The organism is Candidimonas humi (assembly GCF_019166065.1).
Classification (GTDB): Bacteria; Pseudomonadota; Gammaproteobacteria; order Burkholderiales; family Burkholderiaceae_B; genus Candidimonas; species Candidimonas humi.
In genome coordinates this window covers 115,118-137,080 of the sequence record NZ_JAHTBN010000009.1, presented here as the reverse complement: position 1 = coordinate 137,080, position 21,963 = coordinate 115,118, and the positions used below count along the sequence as shown (strand labels likewise).

General features: G+C 66.8%; 15 protein-coding genes, 1 other RNA gene and 1 pseudogene. 16 read left to right on the top strand and 1 reads right to left on the bottom strand.

The features are described 5' to 3' along the window. Positions 1–153 precede the first annotated feature (153 nt). Entirely contained in the window at positions 154–1,341 is a 1,188-nt protein-coding gene (locus KVP10_RS17695) for a M20 aminoacylase family protein (RefSeq protein ID WP_217966029.1), read from the top strand. A gap of 73 nt (positions 1,342–1,414) precedes the next feature. Further along, on the top strand, positions 1,415–2,491 hold the full coding sequence (gene pyrC / locus KVP10_RS17690) for a dihydroorotase (protein WP_217966027.1): 1,077 nt from the start codon (positions 1,415–1,417) through the stop codon (positions 2,489–2,491). Positions 2,492–2,512: 21 nt separating this feature from the next. Here the strand turns inward: pyrC and KVP10_RS17685 are convergent, their stop codons facing one another. Then, the gene (locus tag KVP10_RS17685; RefSeq protein ID WP_217966026.1) at positions 2,513–4,345 is read right to left on the bottom strand and encodes an ATP-binding cassette domain-containing protein; all 1,833 of its coding nucleotides are present in this window, start codon (positions 4,343–4,345) and stop codon (positions 2,513–2,515) included. Positions 4,346–4,543: 198 nt separating this feature from the next. Here KVP10_RS17685 and rnpB point away from each other — a divergent pair. From rnpB to ftsZ, 14 genes and pseudogenes are all read left to right on the top strand, one after another. After that, an RNA gene (gene rnpB, locus KVP10_RS17680) (RNase P RNA component class A) lies at positions 4,544–4,955 on the top strand. Positions 4,956–5,486: 531 nt separating this feature from the next. Then, entirely contained in the window at positions 5,487–5,915 is a 429-nt protein-coding gene (mraZ, locus tag KVP10_RS17675) for a division/cell wall cluster transcriptional repressor MraZ (protein ID WP_217966025.1), read from the top strand. A gap of 8 nt (positions 5,916–5,923) precedes the next feature. Further along, positions 5,924–6,988: a 16S rRNA (cytosine(1402)-N(4))-methyltransferase RsmH gene (gene rsmH / locus KVP10_RS17670; RefSeq protein ID WP_217966023.1), complete on the top strand. Its 1,065-nt coding sequence runs from the start codon at positions 5,924–5,926 to the stop codon at positions 6,986–6,988. Continuing rightward, positions 6,988–7,245 (top strand): annotated as a pseudogene (gene ftsL / locus KVP10_RS21350) (cell division protein FtsL); the annotation flags it as partial. The gene rsmH and the pseudogene ftsL, both read left to right, overlap by 1 nt. Positions 7,246–7,529: 284 nt before the next feature. Next, positions 7,530–9,260 carry a peptidoglycan D,D-transpeptidase FtsI family protein gene (locus tag KVP10_RS17660; protein ID WP_217966021.1) on the top strand — a complete coding sequence of 577 codons (1,731 nt, stop codon included), beginning with the start codon at positions 7,530–7,532 and terminating at the stop codon, positions 9,258–9,260. After that, positions 9,260–12,037 (top strand): bifunctional UDP-N-acetylmuramoyl-L-alanyl-D-glutamate--2,6-diaminopimelate ligase MurE/UDP-N-acetylmuramoyl-tripeptide--D-alanyl-D-alanine ligase MurF, encoded by a 2,778-nt coding sequence (gene murF / locus KVP10_RS17655; RefSeq protein ID WP_217966019.1) that lies wholly within the window; start codon positions 9,260–9,262, stop codon positions 12,035–12,037. The genes KVP10_RS17660 and murF overlap by 1 nt, the downstream gene beginning before the upstream one ends. Further along, positions 12,027–13,199, top strand: a complete 1,173-nt coding sequence (gene mraY, locus KVP10_RS17650; RefSeq protein WP_217966018.1) for a phospho-N-acetylmuramoyl-pentapeptide-transferase — start codon at positions 12,027–12,029, stop codon at positions 13,197–13,199. Before murF ends, mraY begins: the two co-directional genes overlap by 11 nt. Next, positions 13,196–14,731: a UDP-N-acetylmuramoyl-L-alanine--D-glutamate ligase gene (murD, locus tag KVP10_RS17645; RefSeq protein WP_217966017.1), complete on the top strand. Its 1,536-nt coding sequence runs from the start codon at positions 13,196–13,198 to the stop codon at positions 14,729–14,731. Before mraY ends, murD begins: the two co-directional genes overlap by 4 nt. Next, on the top strand, positions 14,728–15,921 hold the full coding sequence (gene ftsW / locus KVP10_RS17640; RefSeq protein ID WP_217966016.1) for a putative lipid II flippase FtsW: 1,194 nt from the start codon (positions 14,728–14,730) through the stop codon (positions 15,919–15,921). The genes murD and ftsW overlap by 4 nt, the downstream gene beginning before the upstream one ends. Further along, the gene (murG, locus tag KVP10_RS17635; protein ID WP_217966015.1) at positions 15,918–16,997 is read left to right on the top strand and encodes an undecaprenyldiphospho-muramoylpentapeptide beta-N-acetylglucosaminyltransferase; all 1,080 of its coding nucleotides are present in this window, start codon (positions 15,918–15,920) and stop codon (positions 16,995–16,997) included. The genes ftsW and murG overlap by 4 nt, the downstream gene beginning before the upstream one ends. Further along, a complete protein-coding gene (murC, locus tag KVP10_RS17630; protein ID WP_217966013.1) occupies positions 16,994–18,400 on the top strand; it encodes a UDP-N-acetylmuramate--L-alanine ligase in 1,407 nt (468 codons plus the stop codon). Before murG ends, murC begins: the two co-directional genes overlap by 4 nt. Positions 18,401–18,452: 52 nt before the next feature. Then, the gene (locus KVP10_RS17625; RefSeq protein ID WP_217966011.1) at positions 18,453–19,244 is read left to right on the top strand and encodes a cell division protein FtsQ/DivIB; all 792 of its coding nucleotides are present in this window, start codon (positions 18,453–18,455) and stop codon (positions 19,242–19,244) included. 7 nt (positions 19,245–19,251) lie between these two features. Continuing rightward, entirely contained in the window at positions 19,252–20,478 is a 1,227-nt protein-coding gene (gene ftsA / locus KVP10_RS17620; protein ID WP_088603617.1) for a cell division protein FtsA, read from the top strand. Between the two features lie 247 nt (positions 20,479–20,725). Beyond that, positions 20,726–21,898, top strand: a complete 1,173-nt coding sequence (gene ftsZ, locus KVP10_RS17615) for a cell division protein FtsZ (protein WP_217966010.1) — start codon at positions 20,726–20,728, stop codon at positions 21,896–21,898. Positions 21,899–21,963 lie beyond the last annotated feature (65 nt).

Here is a 21,963-nt window from a genome sequence, read left to right as displayed (position 1 = left end):
GACAAGTGCGCGCGGCCGGGCCGCGCCGCTGCGCGGGTGCATTCCGAAGGGCTACAATGCCGATGGCCGCAGCACGGCCGCCGGGACGCGGCGGCGCGGGGCATGGCGGCCCCGGAAGGCAATCCGGACCATCGTGTTTTGGGAGCACCTCGCATGTACGCGAAGAGCATAATGGAATCGATCGCGCTGTTCCATGACGAACTCAGCGCGCTGCGCCAGGACATACACGCGCATCCCGAACTGGGCTTCCAGGAAAGCCGCACCTCGGACCTGGTGGCGCGGTCCTTGACCGCACTGGGCTACGAAGTGCATCGCGGCATAGGCGGCACCGGCCTGGTCGGCGTGCTGGAAGGGCGGCGCAATGCGTCGGGGCGCTGCATAGGCTTGCGCGCCGACATGGACGCGCTGCCCATACAAGAACAGGGGCAGCATCCCTATGCCTCCACCACGCAGGGCGTGATGCATGCCTGCGGCCATGACGGCCATACCACGGTGCTGCTGGGCGCGGCGCGCTACCTGGCCGAGACCCGCAACTTCGACGGCAAGCTGGTGCTGATCTTCCAGCCCGCCGAAGAAGGCCTGGGCGGCGCGCGCGCGATGCTGGACGACGGGCTGTTCACGCGTTTTCCGTGCGACGCCATCTACGGGCTGCACAACTGGCCTGGCCTGCCCGCGGGCGTCATCGGCGTGCGTCCGGGGCCCATGATGGCGGCCGCCGACCATTTCGAGATCCATATAGAGGGGCGCGGCGGCCATGGCGCGCATGCCTACCAGACCAACGACCCGATAGTGATCGCGGCGCAGCTGATTACGGCGCTGCAGACCATCGTCTCGCGCAATATTCCCGCGCCCGATGCCGCAGTGGTCACGGTGGCCGCGGTCCAGGCCGGCAATCTCAAGGCCATGAACGTCATCCCCCGGGACGCCGACCTGGTGGGCACGGTCCGCACTTTCAGCACTGCGGTGCAGGAACGCGTGATCGCGCGCATGCAGGAACTGATCGACGGCATGGCCCAGGCTTTCGGCGCGCGCATCGAGATGAAATACCACAAGCTGTTCCCGGCCACGATCAACACGCCCGAGCACGCGGCCTTCGTCGTCGAGGTCGCCACCGAGCTCTTCGGCGCCGAAAACGTGGTGCCGGACCTGGTGCCGTCCATGGGCTCGGAAGATTTTTCTTTCATGCTGCAGGAACGGCCCGGGGCCTATTTCCGCCTGGGGCAGGGAGGCGCCGAGCGCGGCTGCGTATTGCACAGCGCCAGCTTCGACTTCAACGACGCCGTGATTCCGGTGGGCAGCGCCATGTTCTGCCGCATCGTGGAACGCAGCATGCCCCTGTAGGGCCTGCATGGCGCGGCCCCGGACGGGCCGTGCAAGCCCTTTTTCGAACACTGTATTGGACCATCGACCATTCATGAGCCAGCAAGCCGGCGCCACCGACACCCTGACCATCATCCGCCCCGACGACTGGCATTTGCACCTGCGCGACGGCGATGTGCTTGCCAGCGTCCTGCCCGACACGGTCCGGCAGTTCGCGCGCGCCATCATCATGCCCAACCTGAAGCCGCCGGTCACCACTACCGCGCAGGCGCTGGCTTATCGCGATCGCATCGTCGCGGCATTGCGCCAGTCGGGCGTTGCGCCCGCAGCGTTCGAGCCGCTCATGACCCTGTATCTCACCGATAACACGCCGGCCGAAGAGATCGCGCGGGCAAGCGAGTCGGGCGTGGTGCTTGCGGTCAAGCTGTATCCGGCGGGCGCGACCACGAATTCCGACGCCGGCGTCACCGATCTGCTGGGGCGCTGCCGGCCGGCGCTGGAGGCGCTGCAGCGCCACGGTATGCCGCTGCTGGTGCACGGCGAGGTTACCGATCCCGCCATCGACCTGTTCGACCGCGAGGAAGCATTCATCGACCGTGTCATGATCCCGCTGCGCCAGGCCTTTCCGGCGCTGAAGGTCGTGTTCGAGCACATCACCACGCGCCAGGGCGCGCAATATGTGCAGCAGGCCGAGGGGCCGATCGCCGCCACGATCACCGCGCATCATCTGCTGTACAACCGCAATGCGCTGTTCCAGGGCGGGATTCGCCCGCACTGGTACTGCCTGCCCGTGCTCAAGCGCGAGACGCATCGCCAGGCGCTGGTCGCGGCGGCCACGAGCGGCAGCCCGCGCTTTTTCCTGGGCACCGACAGTGCGCCGCATCCCAAGGGGCTGAAAGAAAATGCCTGCGGCTGCGCCGGCTGCTACACCGCGCTGCATGCCATGGAGCTGTACGCCACCGCCTTCGATGCTGTGGGCTGCCTGGGCCGGCTCGAAGCCTTCGCCAGCCTGAACGGGCCGGCGTTCTACGGCCTGCCTGTCAACCAAGGCAGGCTGACGCTGCGGCGCGGCCGCTACGACATTCCCGCCGAGCTGCCCATGGGCGATGCCACGGTGGTGCCGCTGGCCGCAGGGGAAGCGCTGGACTGGACGGTCGAGCCCGCTGCGTAAACTCGCGTCGGGCACCTCGCATCAGCCGCCGCGCTTTTCCTCGAGCAGTTCCCAGCGGGCGAACAGGCCTTCCATTTCTTGTTCCAGTTGGCGTAACTGCTCCTGGATCTGTGCGACTTCGCCGGGTGCATCGCGGTACAGGCTGCCGTCGGCCAGTTTTTCGTTCAGTTCGGCCTGGCGCGCCTCGAGCTTTGCGATGGACTCGGGCAATTCCTCCAGTTCGCGCAGTTCCCAGGCGCTGATCCGGCCTTGCCTGGCCGGCTTGCCGCGCGCCGTCTCGGATGCGGGCCGCGGCGTTGCATCCGCTTCGGGCTTGCCGCCTGCCTTGGCCGTCGACGCGGCTATAGATGCCGCGGGCGCGGGGCGCTGCGCCTGCCATTCATCGTAGCCGCCCACATATTCTTGCCAGGCGCCGTCGCCTTCGGCGGCCAGGGTCTGGGTGACGACATTGTTCAGGAAGCTGCGGTCGTGGCTGACCAGCAGCACGGTGCCTTTGTAGTCCTGCAGCAGTTCCTCGAGCAGTTCCAGGGTCTCGATGTCCAGGTCGTTGGTCGGCTCGTCCATCACCAGGACATTGGTGGGCCGGGCGAACAGCCGCGCCAGCACCAGCCGGGCGCGCTCGCCGCCCGACAGGCTGCTGACCGGCGACTGGGCGCGTGCCGGCGGGAACAGGAAGTCTTCCAGGTAGCTCATGACGTGCTTGCGCTGGCCGCCGATTTCTATCCATTCGCTGCCCGGATTGATGGTGTCGGCCAGCGTGGCGCTTTCGTCGAGCTGCGAGCGCATCTGGTCGAAGTAGCCTATGTTCAGGTTGGTGCCGAGCCGCACGGTTCCGGAATCCGGCTCGATCAGGCCCAGCATGATCTTCAGCAGCGTGGTCTTGCCCGCGCCATTGGGGCCGATCAGGCCGATGCGGTCCTGGCGCATGATGGAGGTGGACAGGTCGCGCACCAGCACGCGCGGGCCATAGCCGTGGCTGACATGGCTGAGTTCGGCCACCAGCTTGCCCGAGCGCTGCCCTTCGTCCAGTGCCAGATTGACATTGCCCGCCCGTTCTCGGCGTTGTGCGCGATCGCGGCGCAGTTGCTCCAGGCGCCGCACGCGGCCTTCGTTGCGGGTGCGGCGCGCCTCGATGCCCTTGCGTATCCATACTTCTTCTTGCGCCAGCACCTTGTCGAAGCGCGCGTTCTGCTGTCTTTCGGCTTCCAGCCATTCGGCCTTGCGCTGCTGCCAGGCCGAGAAATTGCCGGGAAAGCTCAGCAGCTTGCCGCGGTCGAGTTCGACGATGCGGGTGGCCACCACGTCCAGGAAGCGCCGGTCGTGGGTAATGACGATGACGCTGCAGCGGGCCTGCAGCAGCAGCGCCTCGAGCCACGCGATGCCTTCGAAGTCCAGGTGGTTGGTGGGCTCGTCCAGGAGCAGCAGGTCGGGCTCGTCGGCCAGCGCGCGGGCCAGCGCCACGCGTTTGCGCGTGCCTCCCGACAGGCCGGCGACGGGCGCCGCAGCGTCCAGCCCCAGCTGCTCGATCAAGGCCTGGGCGCGCGCGGGCCGTTGCCAGTCCTCGGATTCGTTGACGTCGCCGCACAGGGTTTCCAGCACGCTCAGGCCTTCGTCCAGTTGCGGTTCTTGTTCCACCGTGGCGATCTTCAGCCCGCCCAGGCGCATGATTTCGCCATCGTCGGGCTGGATGCGGCCGTCCATTACTTTCAGCAGGGAAGACTTGCCGGCGCCGTTGCGGCCTATCAGGCCTATGCGTTCGCCGCTCTGTACCGCCAGTTCGGCGTGATCCAGCAGCGGGTGATGCCCATAGGCTAGCTGGGCGTCGGTCAGTGTGAGCAGGGTGGTTACGGCCATGAGGTGTTTCGGTCGGGGGGGAAGTCGGCGCGCGAGGTCTTGGGACATATACGCAGCCGCTATCGAGCGTGCGCGCCAAAGCCATATTGTCGCAGGTTGCCGCCGCGCTTGTCCGGCGGCCGTGCGGCGCGCCCTTTCGGGGTCGGCCGGCCCGGGGGGGCTCTGGCGGGCGGCCCGCTTCCTATACAATGCCGGTGCGGGGCAGGTCGGGCAATCGCGGTGTCGTACGCGGCATCGAGGAAGGTCCGGACTCCACAGAGCAGGATAGCGGCTAACGGCCGCCCGGCGAGCGGCGCCGAACAAGCGCCGCGGGCCGAGGAACAGGGCCACAGAGACGAGTCTGTGGCGCGGGCATGCCCATGGCATGCACCGGCACGGCCACTTCCGTGCCGCGCGGTCCGGCAACGGGCCGCGGCGTCGCAGGGTGAAACGCGGCAACCTCTATCCGGAGCAACATCAAATAGGCATGCGTGGGCTTCGGCCCGGAGGGCGGCTCGCTCCAGCATGCGGGTAGATGGCTAGAGCGCGGCAGCAATGCCGCGCCCAGAGGAATGATTGCCCGCCGGGTTCGCCCGGCGTACAGAATCCGGCCTACAGACTTGTCCCGTTTTTCGATTGCGTTTTTTCCGTGCCCGGTGGCGTGCTGCGGTTTTCCGGCGGCGCCCGGCGCGGCCGGGCCCGGCATCTGCATCTGATCTATCTTTTCTTCTTCTCTTTTTATTCCTCCCGGCCGTTCCCTCCCGTATTCCCCTCCCGTGTTTCTCCCGGCCTTTCCGTCCGGTTCCCCGAACCTTGCTCCAGACATGCGTGCGCCATGTCTTTCGATGCGTGTGCTTGCCCGCGGCTGCCGGCTTCGAGGTTCCGTACTGGCAGCGACGACTCCGCTGCGTCCTACCGTGACCCGAGTGTTAGTAATTGCAAAACAGAATGGCCCGCGTAGCCTCCGCATCTTAATGAATGACTTCTAGATAAATATGCAATTTCTTGATTTATCTAAAGTTTTCTCATAGCCAAATATAAGAGGTAGTCGCTAAGTGCTTGTCGTTATTGAAAAAAACAAGAAACGGCGCTTGACCTCCTGCGCCGCTTCCCGTAGAGTGGGGAAAAGTAGGAAACAGTGTAAAAAAGTGGAGTCTAAGTGGTGTTTCAGGGTAGCAGCGCACTCACATTGGATGCCAAGGGGAGGATCTCGATTCCGACCCGGCATCGTGACGCGCTCGTCTCGCAGGTCGAAGGCCGCCTGACCCTGACGCGCCATCCCGATGGCTGTCTGCTTCTCTATCCCCGTCCAGTGTGGGAAAAGAAGCGCGAGCAGATCGCGGCGTTCCCCATGACTGCCCGGCCCCTGCAGCGTTTGCTGCTGGGCAATGCGCAGGACGTGGACATGGACGCCGCCGGGCGCATCCTGATCGCTCCCGAACTGCGCACGGCCGCCGGCTTGACTCGCGAAATCATGCTTTTGGGAATGGGGAGCCATTTCGAAGTATGGGATGCCGCCGAGTGGTCACGCCGAGAGGCGGAGGATCTCGCCAAGGGCATGCCTGAAGCACTGGATCAATTCTCTTTCTGAACCGGGCCATGGCGTTCACGCATCGGTCCGTGCTGCTCGAACCTACGGTCGGCGCCCTGGTGGATCCGCAGTTCAGCGCCAAGTCGGCGCGTCGCGGGTCTTTGGAGGCATTGCCGGCCAGGCGCAGCGGGGTATTCGTGGACGGCACTTTCGGCAGGGGTGGGCACAGCCGCTTGTTGTTGAGTTGCCTGGCCGACGATGCGCGGCTGGTGGTCTTCGACAAGGACCCCGAGGCGATCGCCCAGGCGCAGGCGCTGCGTGCCGAGGATCCGCGTGTCGAGGTGGTGCATGCGGGGTTTGCCAGCATGCGCGAATGCCTGCAGGACCTGGGCGTGGACCAGGTCGACGGAGTGATGTTGGATCTGGGGGTTTCGTCCCCGCAGATAGATGACGCGGCCCGCGGGTTTTCCTTCATGCGTGAAGGCCCGCTGGACATGCGGATGGATACGAGCAGCGGCCCGACCGCGGCTCAGTGGCTGGCCGAAGCCAGTGTTGATGAAATACGGGAGGTCATAGCTCGATATGGCGAAGAACGGTTTGCTTTCCAGATTGCAAAGGCGGTTGCAGCTCGCCGCGAATCCCGGCCGCTGCGCACCACGCTCGACCTCGCCGAGCTCGTCGCCGGCGTTGTCCGCACGCGCGAGAAGGGCCAGCACCCGGCCACTCGTACCTTTCAGGCTTTACGGATTCACCTCAATCGGGAACTCGAAGAGTTGGCGCTCGCCCTCGCGGCAGTTCTGAAACTTCTGGCACCCAGGGGGCGGCTGGCGGTGATCAGTTTCCATTCTCTCGAGGATCGTATGGTGAAGCAGTGCATCGCTGCTGCGTCGCGTCCGGCGGCGGCCCAGGCACGCCTGCCGATTCCCGAGAAAGACATGCCGCGGCCCATATTATTGTCGCTGGGGCGGGTGCTGGCCGAGCCCGATGAAGTGGCGGGCAATGCCCGGGCGCGCTCGGCGGTGCTGCGAGTGGCCGAACGCACGCACGAACCCCTGCCGCCGGATGGCGGCGCTTCGTTTGTCGGCACGCCGCCAGGCGCGGCGCCGGCGCGCCGGCGCGGAGGGCGGACATAATGGGACGCCTCATTGCCATCGTCGCGGTGCTGCTGATGTCATCGGCGATTTCACTGGTCACGGCGCGCTTTCAGTCGCGCCGGCTTTTCATTCAGTCGGACCGTTTGTCGGACAAGGCGCACGAACTGGATACCGATTGGCGCCGCCTGCAACTGGAACGCGCCGAGCTGGTGCGCAATGCCCGCATCGACGGCATTGCCCGCCAGGACCTGAAGATGGTCAATGTCGCGCCGGGCTCCATCATCTATGTATCCCAAGGCCCCAATCCCGGTTCCGTGGCCGTCACCATTCCTGCTTCCATCCAGACATCCAAGCCGCAGGCGGCCGCCCGCAAGCCGGCCAAGCCCGGCACCTCCCGGTCCGGCGCGGCCCGACCGAACGCAGCCCGACCGAACGCGGCCCGATCCAATGCGGCCAGGCCTGGCGCGGCGCGATCCAAGCCGGCTCCGCATGGCGCTGCTAGGCCGGGCACGGCTCATTCCGCCGCGGCCCGGACCTCCGCCGCTGCAGCAGCACACAAGCCCCAGACAGGAGGCCACCAATGAAACGGGTGCGTTTCCACGCCAGCCCCGTGCTGAATGCGCAGATGCCGCTCTGGCGTTCCAAGCTGGTGCTGATGCTGTTGCTGCTGAGCTTCGTGGCGCTGATACTCAAGGCGCTGTACCTGCAGGGCCTGTCGACCGAGTTCCTGCAGCAGCAGGGCGAGCGGCGCTACGAGCGCACGCTGGTATTGCCCGCGACGCGCGGCAAGATATTCGATCGCAGCGGCTCGGTGGTGCTGGCCTCCAGCGTGCCTGCGCGCGCCATCTGGGCCATACCCGAAGACGCCAAGGACGCCACGCCGCAGCAGCTTGCGGCGCTGGGCAAGCTGCTGGGCATGTCGGTGCAGGACATCCAGGGCCGGATCACCGACGAGGACAAGAATTTCGTCTATATCAAACGCCAGGTGCCGCTGGACATAGCCGCACAGGTCAAGCAGCTCAAGGTCCCGGGCTTCCACCAGCAAGGCGAAATGCGGCGCTACTACCCCGAAGGGGACGTGATGGCGCACGTGGTGGGCTTCACCAATATCGAGGACCAGGGCATCGAGGGCGTGGAACTGGCCTTCAATTCCGAGCTTCAGGGCAAGCCCGGCAGCCGCCGCGTGATCAAGGATCGCCTGGGCCGCGTGGTGGAGGACGTGCGCGCGGTCGTGCCGCCGGTCAATGGACAGGACCTGAGCCTGTCGATCGATTCCGGGCTGCAGTTCGATCTGCAGACGGCGCTGAAGAAGGCGCTGGACTTGCACCAGGCCAAGTCGGCCGCGGGGATCATCGTCGACGTGCGCACCGGCGAAATCCTGGCGCTGGCCAACCTGCCCACCTACGATCCGAACAATCGCGAGGACCGCAAGGGTTCGGCGCTGCGCAACCGTGTCATCACCGACACGTTCGAGCCCGGCTCCATCATGAAGCCGTTCACGGCGGCACTGGCGCTGCAGCTCGGCCGCATCACCACTTCGACGATGTTCAACACCGGCAATGGCCATTACCGCTACCAGGGTGCGACCATTACCGACGTCAGCAGTAACGGCTACCTGAACGTGGCGGGTATTCTGCGCCGCTCCAGCAATATCGGCATGACCATGATTTCCGAGCTGCTGACTTCTCAGGAAATGTGGGACAACTTCACCAATCTGGGGTTCGGGCGGGCGCCGCAGGCGAATTTCCCGGGCGTGGCCTCAGGCCGCTTGCGGCCCTGGGAACGCTGGCGCCCGATCGAGCGCGCCACCATGGCCTACGGCTATGGCCTGTCGGTGTCGCTATTGCAGATCGCCCATGCCTATACCGTGTTCGCCCGCAATGGCGACATGGTGTCGCTCACCTTGCTCAAGCGCAAGGGCAAGGCGGCCAGCGTGCAGATTTTCTCGCCGCGCATAGCCGGCCTGATCCGCGCCATGCTCGAAGCCGCCGCGGGGCCCGAGGGCGCCCGAGTGAAGGTGCCCGGCTATCGGGTAGCCGGCAAGAGCGGCACGGCGCGCCAGATCGTCAACGGCCATTACAGCCGCACGCAATACCGTGGCTCATACGTAGGCTTCGGCCCCGTGTCCGACCCGCGCGTGGTGGTCGCGATATCCATCGATGAGCCTCACGCCGGCGGCTATTACGGCGCCGTGGTGTCGGGGCCGGTGTTCTCCAGTGTCATGGGCAGCACCCTGCGTCGCCTGGGCGTGCAGCCCGACGCGCCGGTGGACTCCCTGGTGGCGGTCAACGGCCGGGAAGGGAGGCGCTGATGGGCGCGCAGCAGATCATCGACTGGCTGCGCGGCCGCGTCAATGCGGCGGCCCATCTGTGCCTGGACTCGCGCCAGATCGGCGCCGGCGATGTGTTCTTCGCCTGCCCCGGCCTGGCCGGCGACGGGCGCCTCTATATAGAAGACGCGCTGGCGCGCGGCGCGGCGGCCGTAGTGGCCGAGGCCGGCCCGGTGCCGGCCGGCGCGCAAGTGCTGCAGGTCGAGGGCCTGCGCGGCTTGCTGGGCGCGGTGGCGCACGGCTGGTACGGCGAGCCCTCCAGCCATATGTCGGTGCTGGCGGTGACGGGCACCAACGGCAAGACCACGACGGTGCAATGGCTTGCCGCGGCCCTGAACCAGGAAGGCGTGCCTTGCGGCACGGTGGGGACGCTGGGGGTGACATTGCCCGACGGCACCAATCTGGGCGGGGCCTTGACCACGCCCGATGTGCTCACCATGCATCGCAGCCTGGCGGCCATCCGTGCCGCCGGCGGCAAGGCGGCGGCGCTCGAGGCGTCGTCCATCGGTCTCGAGCAGGGCCGCCTGGAACAGGTGCGCATAGAGATCGCGGGCTTCACCAACCTGACTCGCGATCACCTGGATTATCACGGCAGCCTCGAAAACTATCGCGCCGCCAAGTTTGCGCTGTTCGACTGGCCGGGGCTGCGCGCGGCGGTGGTGAACCTGGACGACGAGGCGGGACGGCAGTTGTACGTGACGGCGCCGGTGGCCCGATGCGTGGGCTATACGCTCGGACACGAGCCGGACGCCGGCCTGCAGGCCCAGGACATCCAGGCCGGCACCTACGGCCTGATTTTCAATCTGGTTACGGCGCAGGGCACTGCGCAGATCGTTACCCGCCTGGTGGGCGAACACAATGTGTCCAACCTGCTGCTGGTCGCGGGCGCGCTGCGCGAGCTGGGCTGGACCTTGGCCCGGATTGCCCGCGCCCTGGCTGCGCTGCGTCCGGTAGAGGGGCGCCTGCAGATCGTGGAACCCGCCGTCGCGGGCGAAGGCGCGGCGGCCCTGCCCATGGTCGTGGTGGATTACGCGCATACGCCCGATGCGCTGGAACGGGCTTTGCTGGCCTTGCGCCAGGTGGCGCAGGCGCGCGGCGGCAGGCTGGTGTGCGTGTTCGGCTGCGGCGGAGGCCGCGACAGCGGCAAGCGCCCCATGATGGGCGAAATCGCCTCCCGGCTGGCCGATGCCGCGGTGGTCACCAGCGACAATCCGCGCTCGGAAGATCCGAGCGACATCGCCGCGCAGGTCGTGGCCGGCATGCGCGGCACGCCGACGGTCGAGCTGGACCGCGCCCTGGCGATCCTGGGCGCCGTGTGGTCGGCGCAGCCCGGCGACGTGGTGCTGGTGGCCGGCAAGGGGCACGAAACCTACCAGGAAACCGCCGGCCGGCGCACGCTCTTCGACGATCGCGAGTGGGCCGGCTTTGCGCTGAGCTGGGGGCACGGGTTGGCGGTGTCGACCGACACCCGCAGCCTGCGGCCCGGCGAGCTGTTCATCGCTCTGAAGGGCGAGTCTTTCGACGGCCACGAGTATCTGGAGCGCGCCCGGCAGGCCGGCGCCTGCGCGGCAGTGGTGGCGCAACGCGATCCGGCCGTCGGCCTGCACCAGTTCGAGCTGGGCGATACGCGCGCGGCGCTGGCGCGTATCGGCGCCGCGTGGCGCCGCCGGTTCAGCCTGCCCGTGATTGCGGTCACCGGCAGCAACGGCAAGACCACCACCAAGGAAATGGTGGCATCCGTCCTGCGTGCCTGGCTGCACGACGACGCGCTGGCCACGTCCGGCAACTTGAACAACGATATCGGCGTGCCGCTCACACTGCTGCGCCTGCGCGCCACGCACCGCGCGGCGGTCTTCGAGCTCGGCATGAATCATCCGGGCGAGATAGCGATCCTGGCCGAGATGGCGCGGCCTACGGTGGCCCTGGTCAACAATGCCCAGCGCGAGCATCAGGAATTCATGCACAGCGTCGAGGCCGTGGCGCTGGAGAACGGCGCGGTGCTGCAGTCCCTGCCCGATGATGGCGTCGCGGTGTTTCCCGGCGACGACGCCTACACCGATACCTGGCGCCGCCTGGCGGGCGCGAGGCTCCTGCGCGTGTTCGGTTTCGACCCGGGCTTCGACGTCCATGCCGACGATATCCATGCCGAATCGCGCGGCACCCGCTGCCAATTGCATACGCCGGCCGGCGTACGCGCCCTGGCGCTGCGCGCCCCGGGGCTGCACAATCTGCGCAACGCGCTGGCCGCCGCGGCCTGCGCTTGCGCTGCAGGCGCCCCGCTGGACGCGGTGGTGTCCGGCCTGGAACAGTTCAATCCGGTGGCGGGCCGCATGCAGCCCAGCGTGCTGCCTGGCGGCCTGCAGCTCATCGACGATACCTACAATGCCAATCCCGACTCGGTGCGGGCGGCCATAGATGTGCTGGCGCAACTGCCCGGGCGCCGCATGCTGGTGCTGGGCGACATGGCCGAGGTGGGCGCCAACGGGCCGGCCATGCACGCGGAAGTGGGAGCCTATGCGCGCGAACGCGGCATCGAGCAACTGCTGACTTTCGGGCCTGCGGCCCGGAACTCCGCCGATGCCTTCGGCGCCGGGGCGCAAGCCTACGACTCCATCGACGCCCTGGTGGCCGGCCTGCGTTCCTGCGCTCCGGCCCATATCCTGGTCAAAGGCTCGCGCAGCACCCGCATGGAACGGGTGGTACAGGCCATACGGCAACAATCCGACGCACAAGAACAAGAGGCGCGCCATGCTACTTGAAATCGCCCGCTGGCTGTCCGACGAACATATACGCGCTTTCGGCGTCTTCGAGTACATCACGTTCCGCGCGGTGCTGGCTTGCGGCACGGCCTTGTTCATCGGCCTGATCGCCGGCCCCGCCGTGATACGCAAGCTGACCGAACTGAAGATCGGCCAGGCCGTGCGCAGCTACGGGCCGCAATCCCATTTGCAGAAGACCGGCACGCCGACCATGGGCGGGGCGCTGATCCTGATTTCCATCGCGGTCAGCACGCTGCTGTGGGCCGATTGGACCAATCGCTTCGTCTGGGTGGTGCTGCTGGTGACTTTCGGCTTCGGCTGGATAGGCTGGGCCGACGATTACAAGAAAGTGGTCAATCGCGACCCCGAGGGCATGTCCTCGCGCAAGAAGTTCTTCTGGCAGGCGGTGATCGGCGTGATCGCCTCCACCTACCTGACTTTCGCCGTGTCGGCCCCGGCCAATGCCGATCTGTGGCCGCTGTTCCGCGACTGGGTGATGAGCGGCTTCACCATGCAACTGCCTACGCGCGCCGACTTGATCGTGCCGTTTTTCAAGAGCGTGAGCTACCCGCTGGGCGTGTTCGGCTTTGCCGCGCTGACCTGGTTCGTGATCGTGGGCACCAGCAATGCCGTCAACCTGACCGACGGCCTGGACGGGCTGGCCATCATGCCCACGGTGATGGTGGGCAGCGCCCTCGGCATCTTCGCCTACGTCGTCGGGCGCGTCGATTATTCCAAGTATCTGCTGTTCCCGTATATTCCCGGCGCTTCCGAGCTGATGGTGTTGTGCGCGGCGATTGCCGGGGCCGGCCTCGCGTTTCTCTGGTTCAACGCCTACCCGGCCCAGGTGTTCATGGGCGACGTGGGGGCGCTGGCCCTGGGCGGGGCGCTGGGCACCATCGCGGTGATCGTGCGCCAGGAAATCGTGCTGTTCATCATGGGCGGCGTGTTCGTGGCCGAGACCCTGTCGGTGATGCTGCAGGTCACTTATTTCAAGTACACCAAGAAGCGCTATGGCACGGGACGCAGGATCCTGCGCATGGCGCCGCTGCACCACCATTTCGAGGTGGGCGGCTGGAAGGAAACCCAGGTGGTGGTGCGTTTCTGGATCATCTCCATGATGCTGGTGCTGCTGGGCCTGGCCACACTCAAATTGCGATGAACACGAATTTCACCTTTCCCTCGCTGGCCGACAGCCCGCTGGTCCTGATACTGGGACTGGGGGAGACCGGTGCCGCTGCGGCGCTGTGGTGCGCCGACCGCGGCGCGCGCCTGCGCCTGGTCGACACCCGCGAGCAGCCGCCCGGCTGGGCCGCCCTGCAAGAGCAGTTGCGGGACGCCGGAGACGACCGACGCTACGGCGAGGGTGCGCTGGATGCCGAGGCGCTGGACGGCGTGCGCAGCATCGTCATCAGCCCGGGATTGTCGCCGCTGCAAGAACCAGTGCAGTCGTTCCTGGCGCAGGCAAGGCAGCGCGGCATCGAGGTGATAGGGGAAATCGAACTGTTTGCGCGGGCCCTGAACGACATGGCCGAGCAGGGTTATCGGCCCAAGGTGCTGGCGGTTACGGGCACCAACGGCAAGACCACGGTCACGGCCATGACCCGGCAATTGTGCGAGGCCGGCGGCCTGCGCACCCGCGCGGCCGGCAATATCAGCCCCGCCGCGCTGGCGGCGCTGCGCGATGCGCTGGCCGGCGACACGCTGCCCGAGGCCTGGGTGCTGGAACTGTCGAGCTTCCAGATCGAGGCCACGCACAGCCTGAAGGCCGATGCGGCCGTGGTCCTGAACGTGACGCAGGATCACCTGGACTGGCACGGCTCCATGCAGGCGTACCAGGCCGCCAAGGCGCGCTTGCTGAAGATGGCGCGCATCGCCGTCATCAATCGCGACGACCCGCTGGTGGTCACCATGGTGGACGATCCGGCGGGAGCCGCCGTGCGTTCCTTCGGCCGCGGCACGCCCGAACTGGACGGCGACCTGGGCCTGGATGCCAGCCACGATGTGCGCTGGCTGGCGGTCGCCGAAGTGCTGGACTTCGACCTGCCCGCGGCGCCCAAGCCGCGGCGCGGGCAGGTGCCGATTCCCTTGCCGCGCCGCGTCGGGCGCCTGACCCGGCTGATGCCGGCCGACGCCCTGCGGGTGCAGGGCCTGCACAACGCGCTCAATGCGCTGGCGGCGCTGGCCCTGGCGCGCGCGGCCGGCTTGCGCTGGGCCGATGTCCTGCCGGCGCTGCGCGGTTATCGCGGCGAGCCGCATCGGGTGGAATTCGTGCGCAGCATCGCGGGCGTCGATTTCGTCGAGGACAGCAAGGGCACCAATGTGGGCGCCACCGTCGCCGGCCTGGAGGGCCTGGGCCGCAAGGTGGTGCTGATCGCCGGCGGCCTGGGCAAGGGCCAGGATTTTGCGCCGCTGGCGCGCGCCGCTGCCCAGCATGCCAGGGCCGTGGTGCTGATCGGCCGAGACGGCCCCGCCATCGCCCAGGCGCTGGAGCCGGCCGGCGTGCCGGCCGAGCAGATCGACACCCTGGAACGCGCGGTGCGGCGCGGCTTCGAACTGGCGCAGCCCGGCGACGTGGTGCTGCTGTCGCCCGCCTGCGCCAGCATGGACATGTTCCGCAACTATGCCCATCGCGCCCAGGCCTTCGTCGCCGCGGTGCAGGAACTGGCGCTGGACAAAGGGGAGATGGAATGAGCGTATTCGCGGATCTTAGCTCCAGCGTCAACGCCGTGCGGCCGGGCCGCACCCGGATGGCCAGCTTCGACGTGTGGATCATCATCCCGGCCGCGGCCTTGTTGTTGTTCGGCCTGCTGATGGTGTATTCGGCCTCCATCGGGCTGGCCGACGGGCCGCGCTACGAAAGCTACGGCCGCTTCTATTTCGTGCTGCGCCATGGCCTGTTCATCTGCGCGGGACTGTTGTGCTCGGCCGTGGTGCTGAGCGTGCCCATGAGCGTCTGGCAGAAGTGGGCCATGCCGCTGATGCTGGTGAGCCTGGTGTTCCTGCTGGTGGTGCTGGTGCCCGGCATAGGCCGCGAGGTCAATGGCGCGCGCCGCTGGCTGCCCCTGGGGCCGCTGAATTTCCAGCCGTCCGAGCTCATGAAAATCACCATCCTGCTGTATGCGGCCGACTATACGGTGCGCAAGCAGCAGTACATGCAGAACTTCATGCGCGGCTTCCTGCCCATGTCCTGCGCCCTGGCGGCGGTCGGCATGGTGGTGCTGCTCGAGCCCGACCTGGGCGCCTTCATGGTCATCGTGGCCATCGCCGTGGGCATACTCTTCATCGGCGGCATCAACGGCAAGCTGTTTTCCACGCTGCTGGCCATCATGATGGGCAGCTTCCTGCTGCTGATCTGGCTGTCGCCGTGGCGGCGCGAGCGCCTGTTCGCCTATCTGGATCCGTGGAACCCCGATAACGCATACGGCAGCGCCTATCAGTTGTCGCACTCGCTGATCGCCCTGGGCCGCGGCGAGTGGTTCGGCGTAGGGCTGGGCGCCAGCATCGAGAAGCTGCATTACCTGCCCGAGGCCCATACCGACTTCATCGTCGCCGTCATCGGCGAAGAGCTGGGCTTCGTCGGCCTGGTGTGCCTGATCGCGGTCTTCGCCTTCCTGATCTGGCGCGGCTTCGACATCGGCCGCCAGGCGATCGCGATGGAACGCATTTTCAACGGACTGGTTGCCCAAGGCGTGGCCCTGTGGTTCGGGGTACAGACCTTCATCAACATCGGCGTATGCGTGGGCCTGCTGCCCACCAAGGGCCTGACCTTGCCCATGGTGAGCTATGGCGGTTCGGGCATCGTGATGAATCTTTGCGCGATCGCCCTGCTGCTAAGGGTGGATTTCGAGAATCGTAATCTCATGCGGGGCAAGCGCACATGAACGCAGCGCAACACACCGTACTCATCATGGCCGGCGGCACCGGCGGGCATATCATGCCCGGCCTGGCGGTGGGCCATGAGATGCGTGCGCGCGGCTGGAGGGTGTTCTGGCTCGGGCATCCCGAGCGCATGGAAGGGCGGCTGGTGCCGCCCCAGGGTTTCGAATTGCTGCCGCTGCGCTTCGGCGGGGTGCGCGGCAAGGGCCCGATGGCCTTGCTGAAGCTGCCGTTCACGCTGTTGCGCGCCTGCCTGCAGGCGTCCGCGTGCCTGCGGCGGGCCCGGCCCGACGTGGTGCTGGGCATGGGCGGCTACGCGGCGTTCCCGGGCGGCCTGATGGCGGCCTTGCGCCGCGTGCCGGTGGTGGTGCATGAACAGAACGCCGTGGCGGGCACCGCCAACCGCTGGCTGGCGCGGCTGGCCAGCAAGGTGCTGGTGGGATTCCCCGGGGCTCTTCCGGGCGCCATCATGGTCGGCAATCCGGTGCGCGCCAGCCTGGCGCAACTGCCCCCGGCCGGGCAGCGCTACGCGGCGCGCAGCGGCGCGCTGCGCCTGCTGGTGGTGGGCGGCAGCCTGGGCGCCCGGGTTCTCAACGAGACCGTGCCGCAGGCCCTGGCGCTGCTGCCCGAAGAAGAACGTCCGGAAGTCGTGCACCAGGCCGGCGAACAGCACCTGGAGGCCTTGCGCGCGGCCTACGCGCGCGCCGGGGTGCGGGCCGAGTGCCATGCCTTCATCGACGACATGGCGTCGGCCTTGTCGCAGGCCGATCTGCTGATCTGCCGCGCCGGCGCCATGACGGTGGCCGAGGTGGCGGCGGTAGGCGTGGCCGCGCTGTTCGTGCCGCTGCCGCATGCCATCGACGACCACCAGACGGCCAATGCGCGCTACCTGAGCGATTGCCATGGCGCGTGGCTGCAGGCGCAGGATGGATTCTCGGCCGAATGGCTGGCGCAGTGGCTGCGTGAGCGCAGCCGCGAAGAGCTGGCTGCCGTGGCCGGGCATGCCCACGAACACGCACGCTTGAATGCGACACAGCAGATTGCCGATGCTTGCGAGCAGGTATTGAGGAGGCCGGCATGAAGCACCGGATACAGAGCATACATTTCGTCGGCATAGGCGGATCGGGCATGAGCGGCATTGCCGAAGTCCTGCTCAACCTGGGCTATGCCATCAGCGGTTCCGATATCCAGGAATCCGCCGTCACGCGCCGCCTGGCCGGCCTGGGGGCGCGCATTTCCATCGGCCACGATGCCGAGAACATCCGTGGCGTGGGGGCGATCGTTACTTCTACAGCGGTCAAGGCCGACAATCCCGAGGTGCTGGCGGCGCGCGCCGCGCATATCCCGGTGGTGCCGCGCGCGCTGATGCTTACCGAGCTGATGCGCCTGAAGCGCGGCATAGCCGTGGCCGGCACGCACGGCAAGACCACCACCACCAGCCTGGTGGCCAGCGTGCTGGCCGGCGGCGGCCTGGATCCGACCTTCGTCATCGGCGGCCGGCTGAATTCCGCCGGCGCCAATGCGCGCCTGGGGCAGGGCGAGTTCATCGTGGTCGAGGCCGACGAGTCCGACGCGTCTTTCCTGAACCTGCTGCCGGTGATGGCCATCGTGACCAATATCGATGCCGATCACATGGACACTTACGGCCATGACGTCGCGCGCCTCAAGAGCGCTTTCATAGAGTTCACGCACAAGCTGCCTTTCTACGGCAGCGCAGTGCTGTGCAGCGACGATGCCAATGTGCGCGAAATCATTCCCTTCGTATCCCGGCCCGTCACGACCTACGGCCTGAATGCCGATGCGCAAGTGCGCGCCGTGGACGTGCAGGCGGAAGCCACCCGCATGCGCTTTACGGTGCAGCGCCGCGGTCCCGCAGGGCTCTTGCCGGCGCTGCAGGTCACGCTCAATCTGCCGGGCGTGCACAACGTGCTCAATTCGCTGGCGGCGATAGCCGTGGCCACCGAGCTGGGCGTGCCCGACGAGGCCATTGCGCAGGCGCTGGCCTCGTTCAACGGCGTGGGCCGGCGCTTCACGCAGGCGGGCGATTTTGCCGTGCCGGCCGCCTCGGGCGGCGGCACTTTTACCGTGATCGACGACTATGGCCACCACCCCGTGGAAATGGCCGCGACCCTGGCGGCGGCGCGCGGCGCCTGGCCGCAGCGCCGCATCGTGCTGGCCTTCCAGCCGCACCGCTATACCCGCACGCGCGACTGCTTCGAGGATTTCGTGCGCGTGCTGAGCTCGGCCGACGCCGTGCTGCTGACCGAAGTCTACGCGGCCGGCGAAGCGCCCCTGGTGGCGGCCGACGGCCGCGCGCTGACGCGCGCGATCCGCGTGGCGGGCAAGGTCGAGCCGCTGTTCGTCGAGGACGTCGCCGAATTGCCGCAAGCCATCCTGGGCTTCGTGCGCGACGGCGATGTAGTGATCGTCATGGGCGCCGGCTCCATCAGCCGGGTGCCCGCGCAAATAGGAGATCTGGCATGAGCAGGATCGCCGGGCTGCCCGCAGCGGCACATCGCACGGTGGAGGTGTAAGCGTGTTCAACGACGCCCGCATCACCAACTTCATTGCCAATTCGCTGGCCGTGCTGGCGGTCGTGGCAATGATCGCGGGCGTGCTGGCCTGGGTCGTGCAGCGTCCCTATTTCACCATAAGCCGCATCGAGATCGAACCGATGCAGGCCGATACATTGAATTACGTCTCTGCCGCCAGTGTGCGGGCGACAATAGCGGGCAGGCTGGTGGGGAATTTCTTCACCGTGAATCTGAACGATACGCGCAAGCTGCTGGAAACCGTGCCCTGGGTGCGCCATGTGCAGATCCAGCGTGTCTGGCCCGATACGCTGCGCGTGAAGATCGAAGAGCAGCAGCCCTTGGCACTGTGGAATGAAAACCAGATCATCAATACCTGGGGCGAGGCGTTCAGCGCCAACCAGGGCGAGCTGCCGGACGACGCCCATTTGCCGCACTTCTATGGGCCGGAACTGTCCGAGCGCCTGGTGGTGCAGCGCTATGCCGAACTGGCGCGCTGGTTCGCGCCCTTGAACCTGCGCGTCACCAAGATCACGCTGAGCCCGCGCTATGCCTGGGACGTGGAATTGTCCGACGGGCTGCACCTGAGCCTGGGACGCGACCCTGCCGCCGACGTGGCCGACCCGCACGGGCGTTCGGGGGCGCTGCCCTTCGCCGCGCGCATCGAACGTTTCGTCAATGCCTGGCCGGCGCTGCTGCGGCGGCTGGACGGGCGCACCATAGCCAGCGCCGATTTACGCTATCCCAACGGCTTTGCCATCATGTTGGCTCCTGTTTCCCATACTCCTAGCAAATAGAAAAACCATGACCCGTGACATCAAGGATCTGATCGTTGCACTCGATATAGGCACCAGCAAGGTGGTGGCCGTCGTCGCCGAAATACTGCCGGAAGGACGTTTCGAAGTGCTCGGCCTGGGCCAGCACGAGTCCCAGGGCATGCGCAAGGGCGTGGTGGTCAATATCGAGTCGACAGTGAATTCCATCCAGCGCGCGCTGGAAGAGGCCGAGCTGATGGCCGACTGCAAGATCCGCGAGGTCTATACGGGGATTGCGGGCAGCCACATCACGAGCTTCAATTCCAGCGGCATGGTGGCGGTCAAGGACAAGGAAGTCACCGCCACCGACGTCGCCCGCGTGATCGAGACCGCCAAGGCGGTGAACATTCCCACCGACCAGCAGGTGCTGCACGTGCTGACCCAGGAGTTCATCGTCGATTCGCAGGAAGACATCCGCGAGCCGATAGGCATGAGCGGCCTGCGCCTGGAAGTGCGCGTGCATATCGTCACCGGCGCGGTCAGCGCGGCGCAGAACATCGTCAAGTGCGTGCGCCGCTGCGGGCTGGAAGTGCAGGACCTGATCCTGCAGCCGCTGGCCTCGAGCCTGGCGTGCCTGACCGCCGACGAGAAAGAGCTGGGCGTGGTGCTGGTCGATATCGGCGGCGGCACCACCGACATCGCGATCTATACCGGCGGGGCGATCCGCCACACCGCGGTGGTGCCGATCGCCGGCGACCAGATCACCAGCGATATCGCGGCGATGCTGCGCACGCCCACCCCGGACGCCGAGGAAATCAAGCTGCGCTTCGGCATTGCCAAGCAAGTGCTGGCCAGCGCCGAGGAATATGTGGAAGTGCCCGGCCTGGGCGACCGGCCCAACCGCCAGGTCAAGCGCCAGGCGCTGGGCGCCGTGATCGAGCCGCGCATCGAAGAACTCTTCACCTTCGTGCAGCAGATCGTGCGCGAGTCCGGCTACGAAGACCTGCTGGCCTCGGGTGTGGTCCTGACCGGCGGCACGGCGCTGATGCCGGGCATCGTCGAATTGGCCGAGGACGTGTTCCTCAAGCCGGTACGCGTGGCCGTGCCCGACTATGAGGGCAGCCTGGCCGACGTCATGCGCAATCCGCGCTTCTCCACGGTGATGGGCCTGCTGTCCGAGGCCCGTGTGCAGCGTGCCCGCGGCCGCAAGGTCGCGCAACAAAAAGGGAGTTTCAAGACTCTGTTGTCCCGGATGAAGGAGTGGTTCATGAATTAGGGCTTGCGGAACCCGTCCGGCGCATGCCGGCAGGTTCCGGGAGCCCCTTGCGGCGGGAGGTTTTCGGATCCCGCCAAGTGCCTTGTTCGATAGGCCTGCGGGCCTACCGGGCGGGACACGAGGGAGGCGTTTCAAATCTGGTGCGAGCCCGTCTGGCATCTTCTTTGAAGCGATTCCCGGCAGTGCAGGCAGTACTTGGGGAAATCAACGCTTTTATCGTTTTTCAGGAAATGTGAGGGAGTCAGTCATGATGAATTTCGAGATGCTCGACAGCAATGCCAACGGCACCGTGATCAAGGTGGTAGGTGTTGGCGGGGCCGGCGGAAACGCCGTGGCCCATATGATCCGTTCCGGCGTGAACGGCGTGGAGTTCGTGTGCGCGAACACCGACGCCCAGGCGCTGGCCACTACTGAGGCCCCGGTGCAGATCCGCCTGGGCCGCACCGGCCTGGGCGCCGGCGCCAAGCCCGAGCAGGGCCGCGCCGCGGCCGAGACCGCGCGCGAAGAAATCCGCGCCGCGCTCAATGGCGCCAACATGGTGTTCATTACCGCCGGCATGGGCGGCGGCACCGGCACCGGCGCAGGCCCGGTGGTAGCCGAGGTGGCCAAGGAACTTGGCATTCTTACCGTCGGCGTGGTCACCAAGCCTTTCTCTTTTGAAGGCACCAAGCGCTTGAAGATGGCCGAAGAGGGCATCGCCGAGTTGTCCAAGCACGTGCACTCGCTGATCGTGGTGCTCAACGAGAACCTGTACGAACTGATGGACGAGGACGCCACGCAGGAGGATTGCTTCAAGTCCGCCGACGACGTGCTGCACAGCGCTTGCGCCGGGATCGCCGAGATCATCAACGTCGAGGGCAACATCAACGTCGACTTCGAGGACGTCAAGACGATCATGGGCGAGCAGGGCCAGGCCATGATGGGCACCTCGATCGCCGCCGGCGCCGACCGGGCCCGCGTGGCGGCCGAACGCGCCATCGCATGCCCGCTGCTGGAAGGCGTGGATCTGCACGGCGCCCGCGGCATGCTGGTTAACATCACCGCCAGCCGCGGCAGTCTGAAGATGCGCGAAACGCGCGAAATCATGGACACCATCCGCAGCTATGCGGCCGAAGACGCTACTGTGATCTTCGGTACGGCCTACGATGAGTCCATGGGCGAGAACCTGCGCGTGACCGTGGTGGCGACCGGGCTGGGCCGCGCCAACGCAGTGGCCAGCCGTCCGCAACTGGTGGCCACCAACGAGGCATACCGCACCGGCACCGACAACATGCCCTTGATGGGCGGTTTCGCCAATTCCGACGTGCCTGCCGTGATCCGCAACCCCCGCAGCCATGCTTCGGCCCAGGTGCGGGCGCTGGAAACCGCCGGAATGGACCACTTCGATATCCCCGCTTTCCTGCGCAAGCAGGCTGATTGAGGCGGGAACGGGACGTTTCTGTAACTGGAACGAACCTCACATGGACTGGCACGGGCGCCTTTGCG

What these genes read in the sequence shown, in the direction of transcription:
- KVP10_RS17695 (WP_217966029.1), top strand. Translation starts at nt 154, where the DNA reads ATGTACGCGAAGAGCATAATGGAATCGATCGCGCTGTTCCATGACGAA.
- pyrC (WP_217966027.1), top strand. Translation starts at nt 1,415, where the DNA reads ATGAGCCAGCAAGCCGGCGCCACCGACACCCTGACCATCATCCGCCCC.
- KVP10_RS17685 (WP_217966026.1), bottom strand. Translation starts at nt 4,345, where the DNA reads ATGGCCGTAACCACCCTGCTCACACTGACCGACGCCCAGCTAGCCTAT.
- rsmH (WP_217966023.1), top strand. Translation starts at nt 5,924, where the DNA reads ATGGCGTTCACGCATCGGTCCGTGCTGCTCGAACCTACGGTCGGCGCC.
- KVP10_RS17660 (WP_217966021.1), top strand. Translation starts at nt 7,530, where the DNA reads ATGAAACGGGTGCGTTTCCACGCCAGCCCCGTGCTGAATGCGCAGATG.
- murF (WP_217966019.1), top strand. Translation starts at nt 9,260, where the DNA reads ATGGGCGCGCAGCAGATCATCGACTGGCTGCGCGGCCGCGTCAATGCG.
- mraY (WP_217966018.1), top strand. Translation starts at nt 12,027, where the DNA reads ATGCTACTTGAAATCGCCCGCTGGCTGTCCGACGAACATATACGCGCT.
- murD (WP_217966017.1), top strand. Translation starts at nt 13,196, where the DNA reads ATGAACACGAATTTCACCTTTCCCTCGCTGGCCGACAGCCCGCTGGTC.
- ftsW (WP_217966016.1), top strand. Translation starts at nt 14,728, where the DNA reads ATGAGCGTATTCGCGGATCTTAGCTCCAGCGTCAACGCCGTGCGGCCG.
- murG (WP_217966015.1), top strand. Translation starts at nt 15,918, where the DNA reads ATGAACGCAGCGCAACACACCGTACTCATCATGGCCGGCGGCACCGGC.
- murC (WP_217966013.1), top strand. Translation starts at nt 16,994, where the DNA reads ATGAAGCACCGGATACAGAGCATACATTTCGTCGGCATAGGCGGATCG.
- ftsA (WP_088603617.1), top strand. Translation starts at nt 19,252, where the DNA reads ATGACCCGTGACATCAAGGATCTGATCGTTGCACTCGATATAGGCACC.
- ftsZ (WP_217966010.1), top strand. Translation starts at nt 20,726, where the DNA reads ATGATGAATTTCGAGATGCTCGACAGCAATGCCAACGGCACCGTGATC.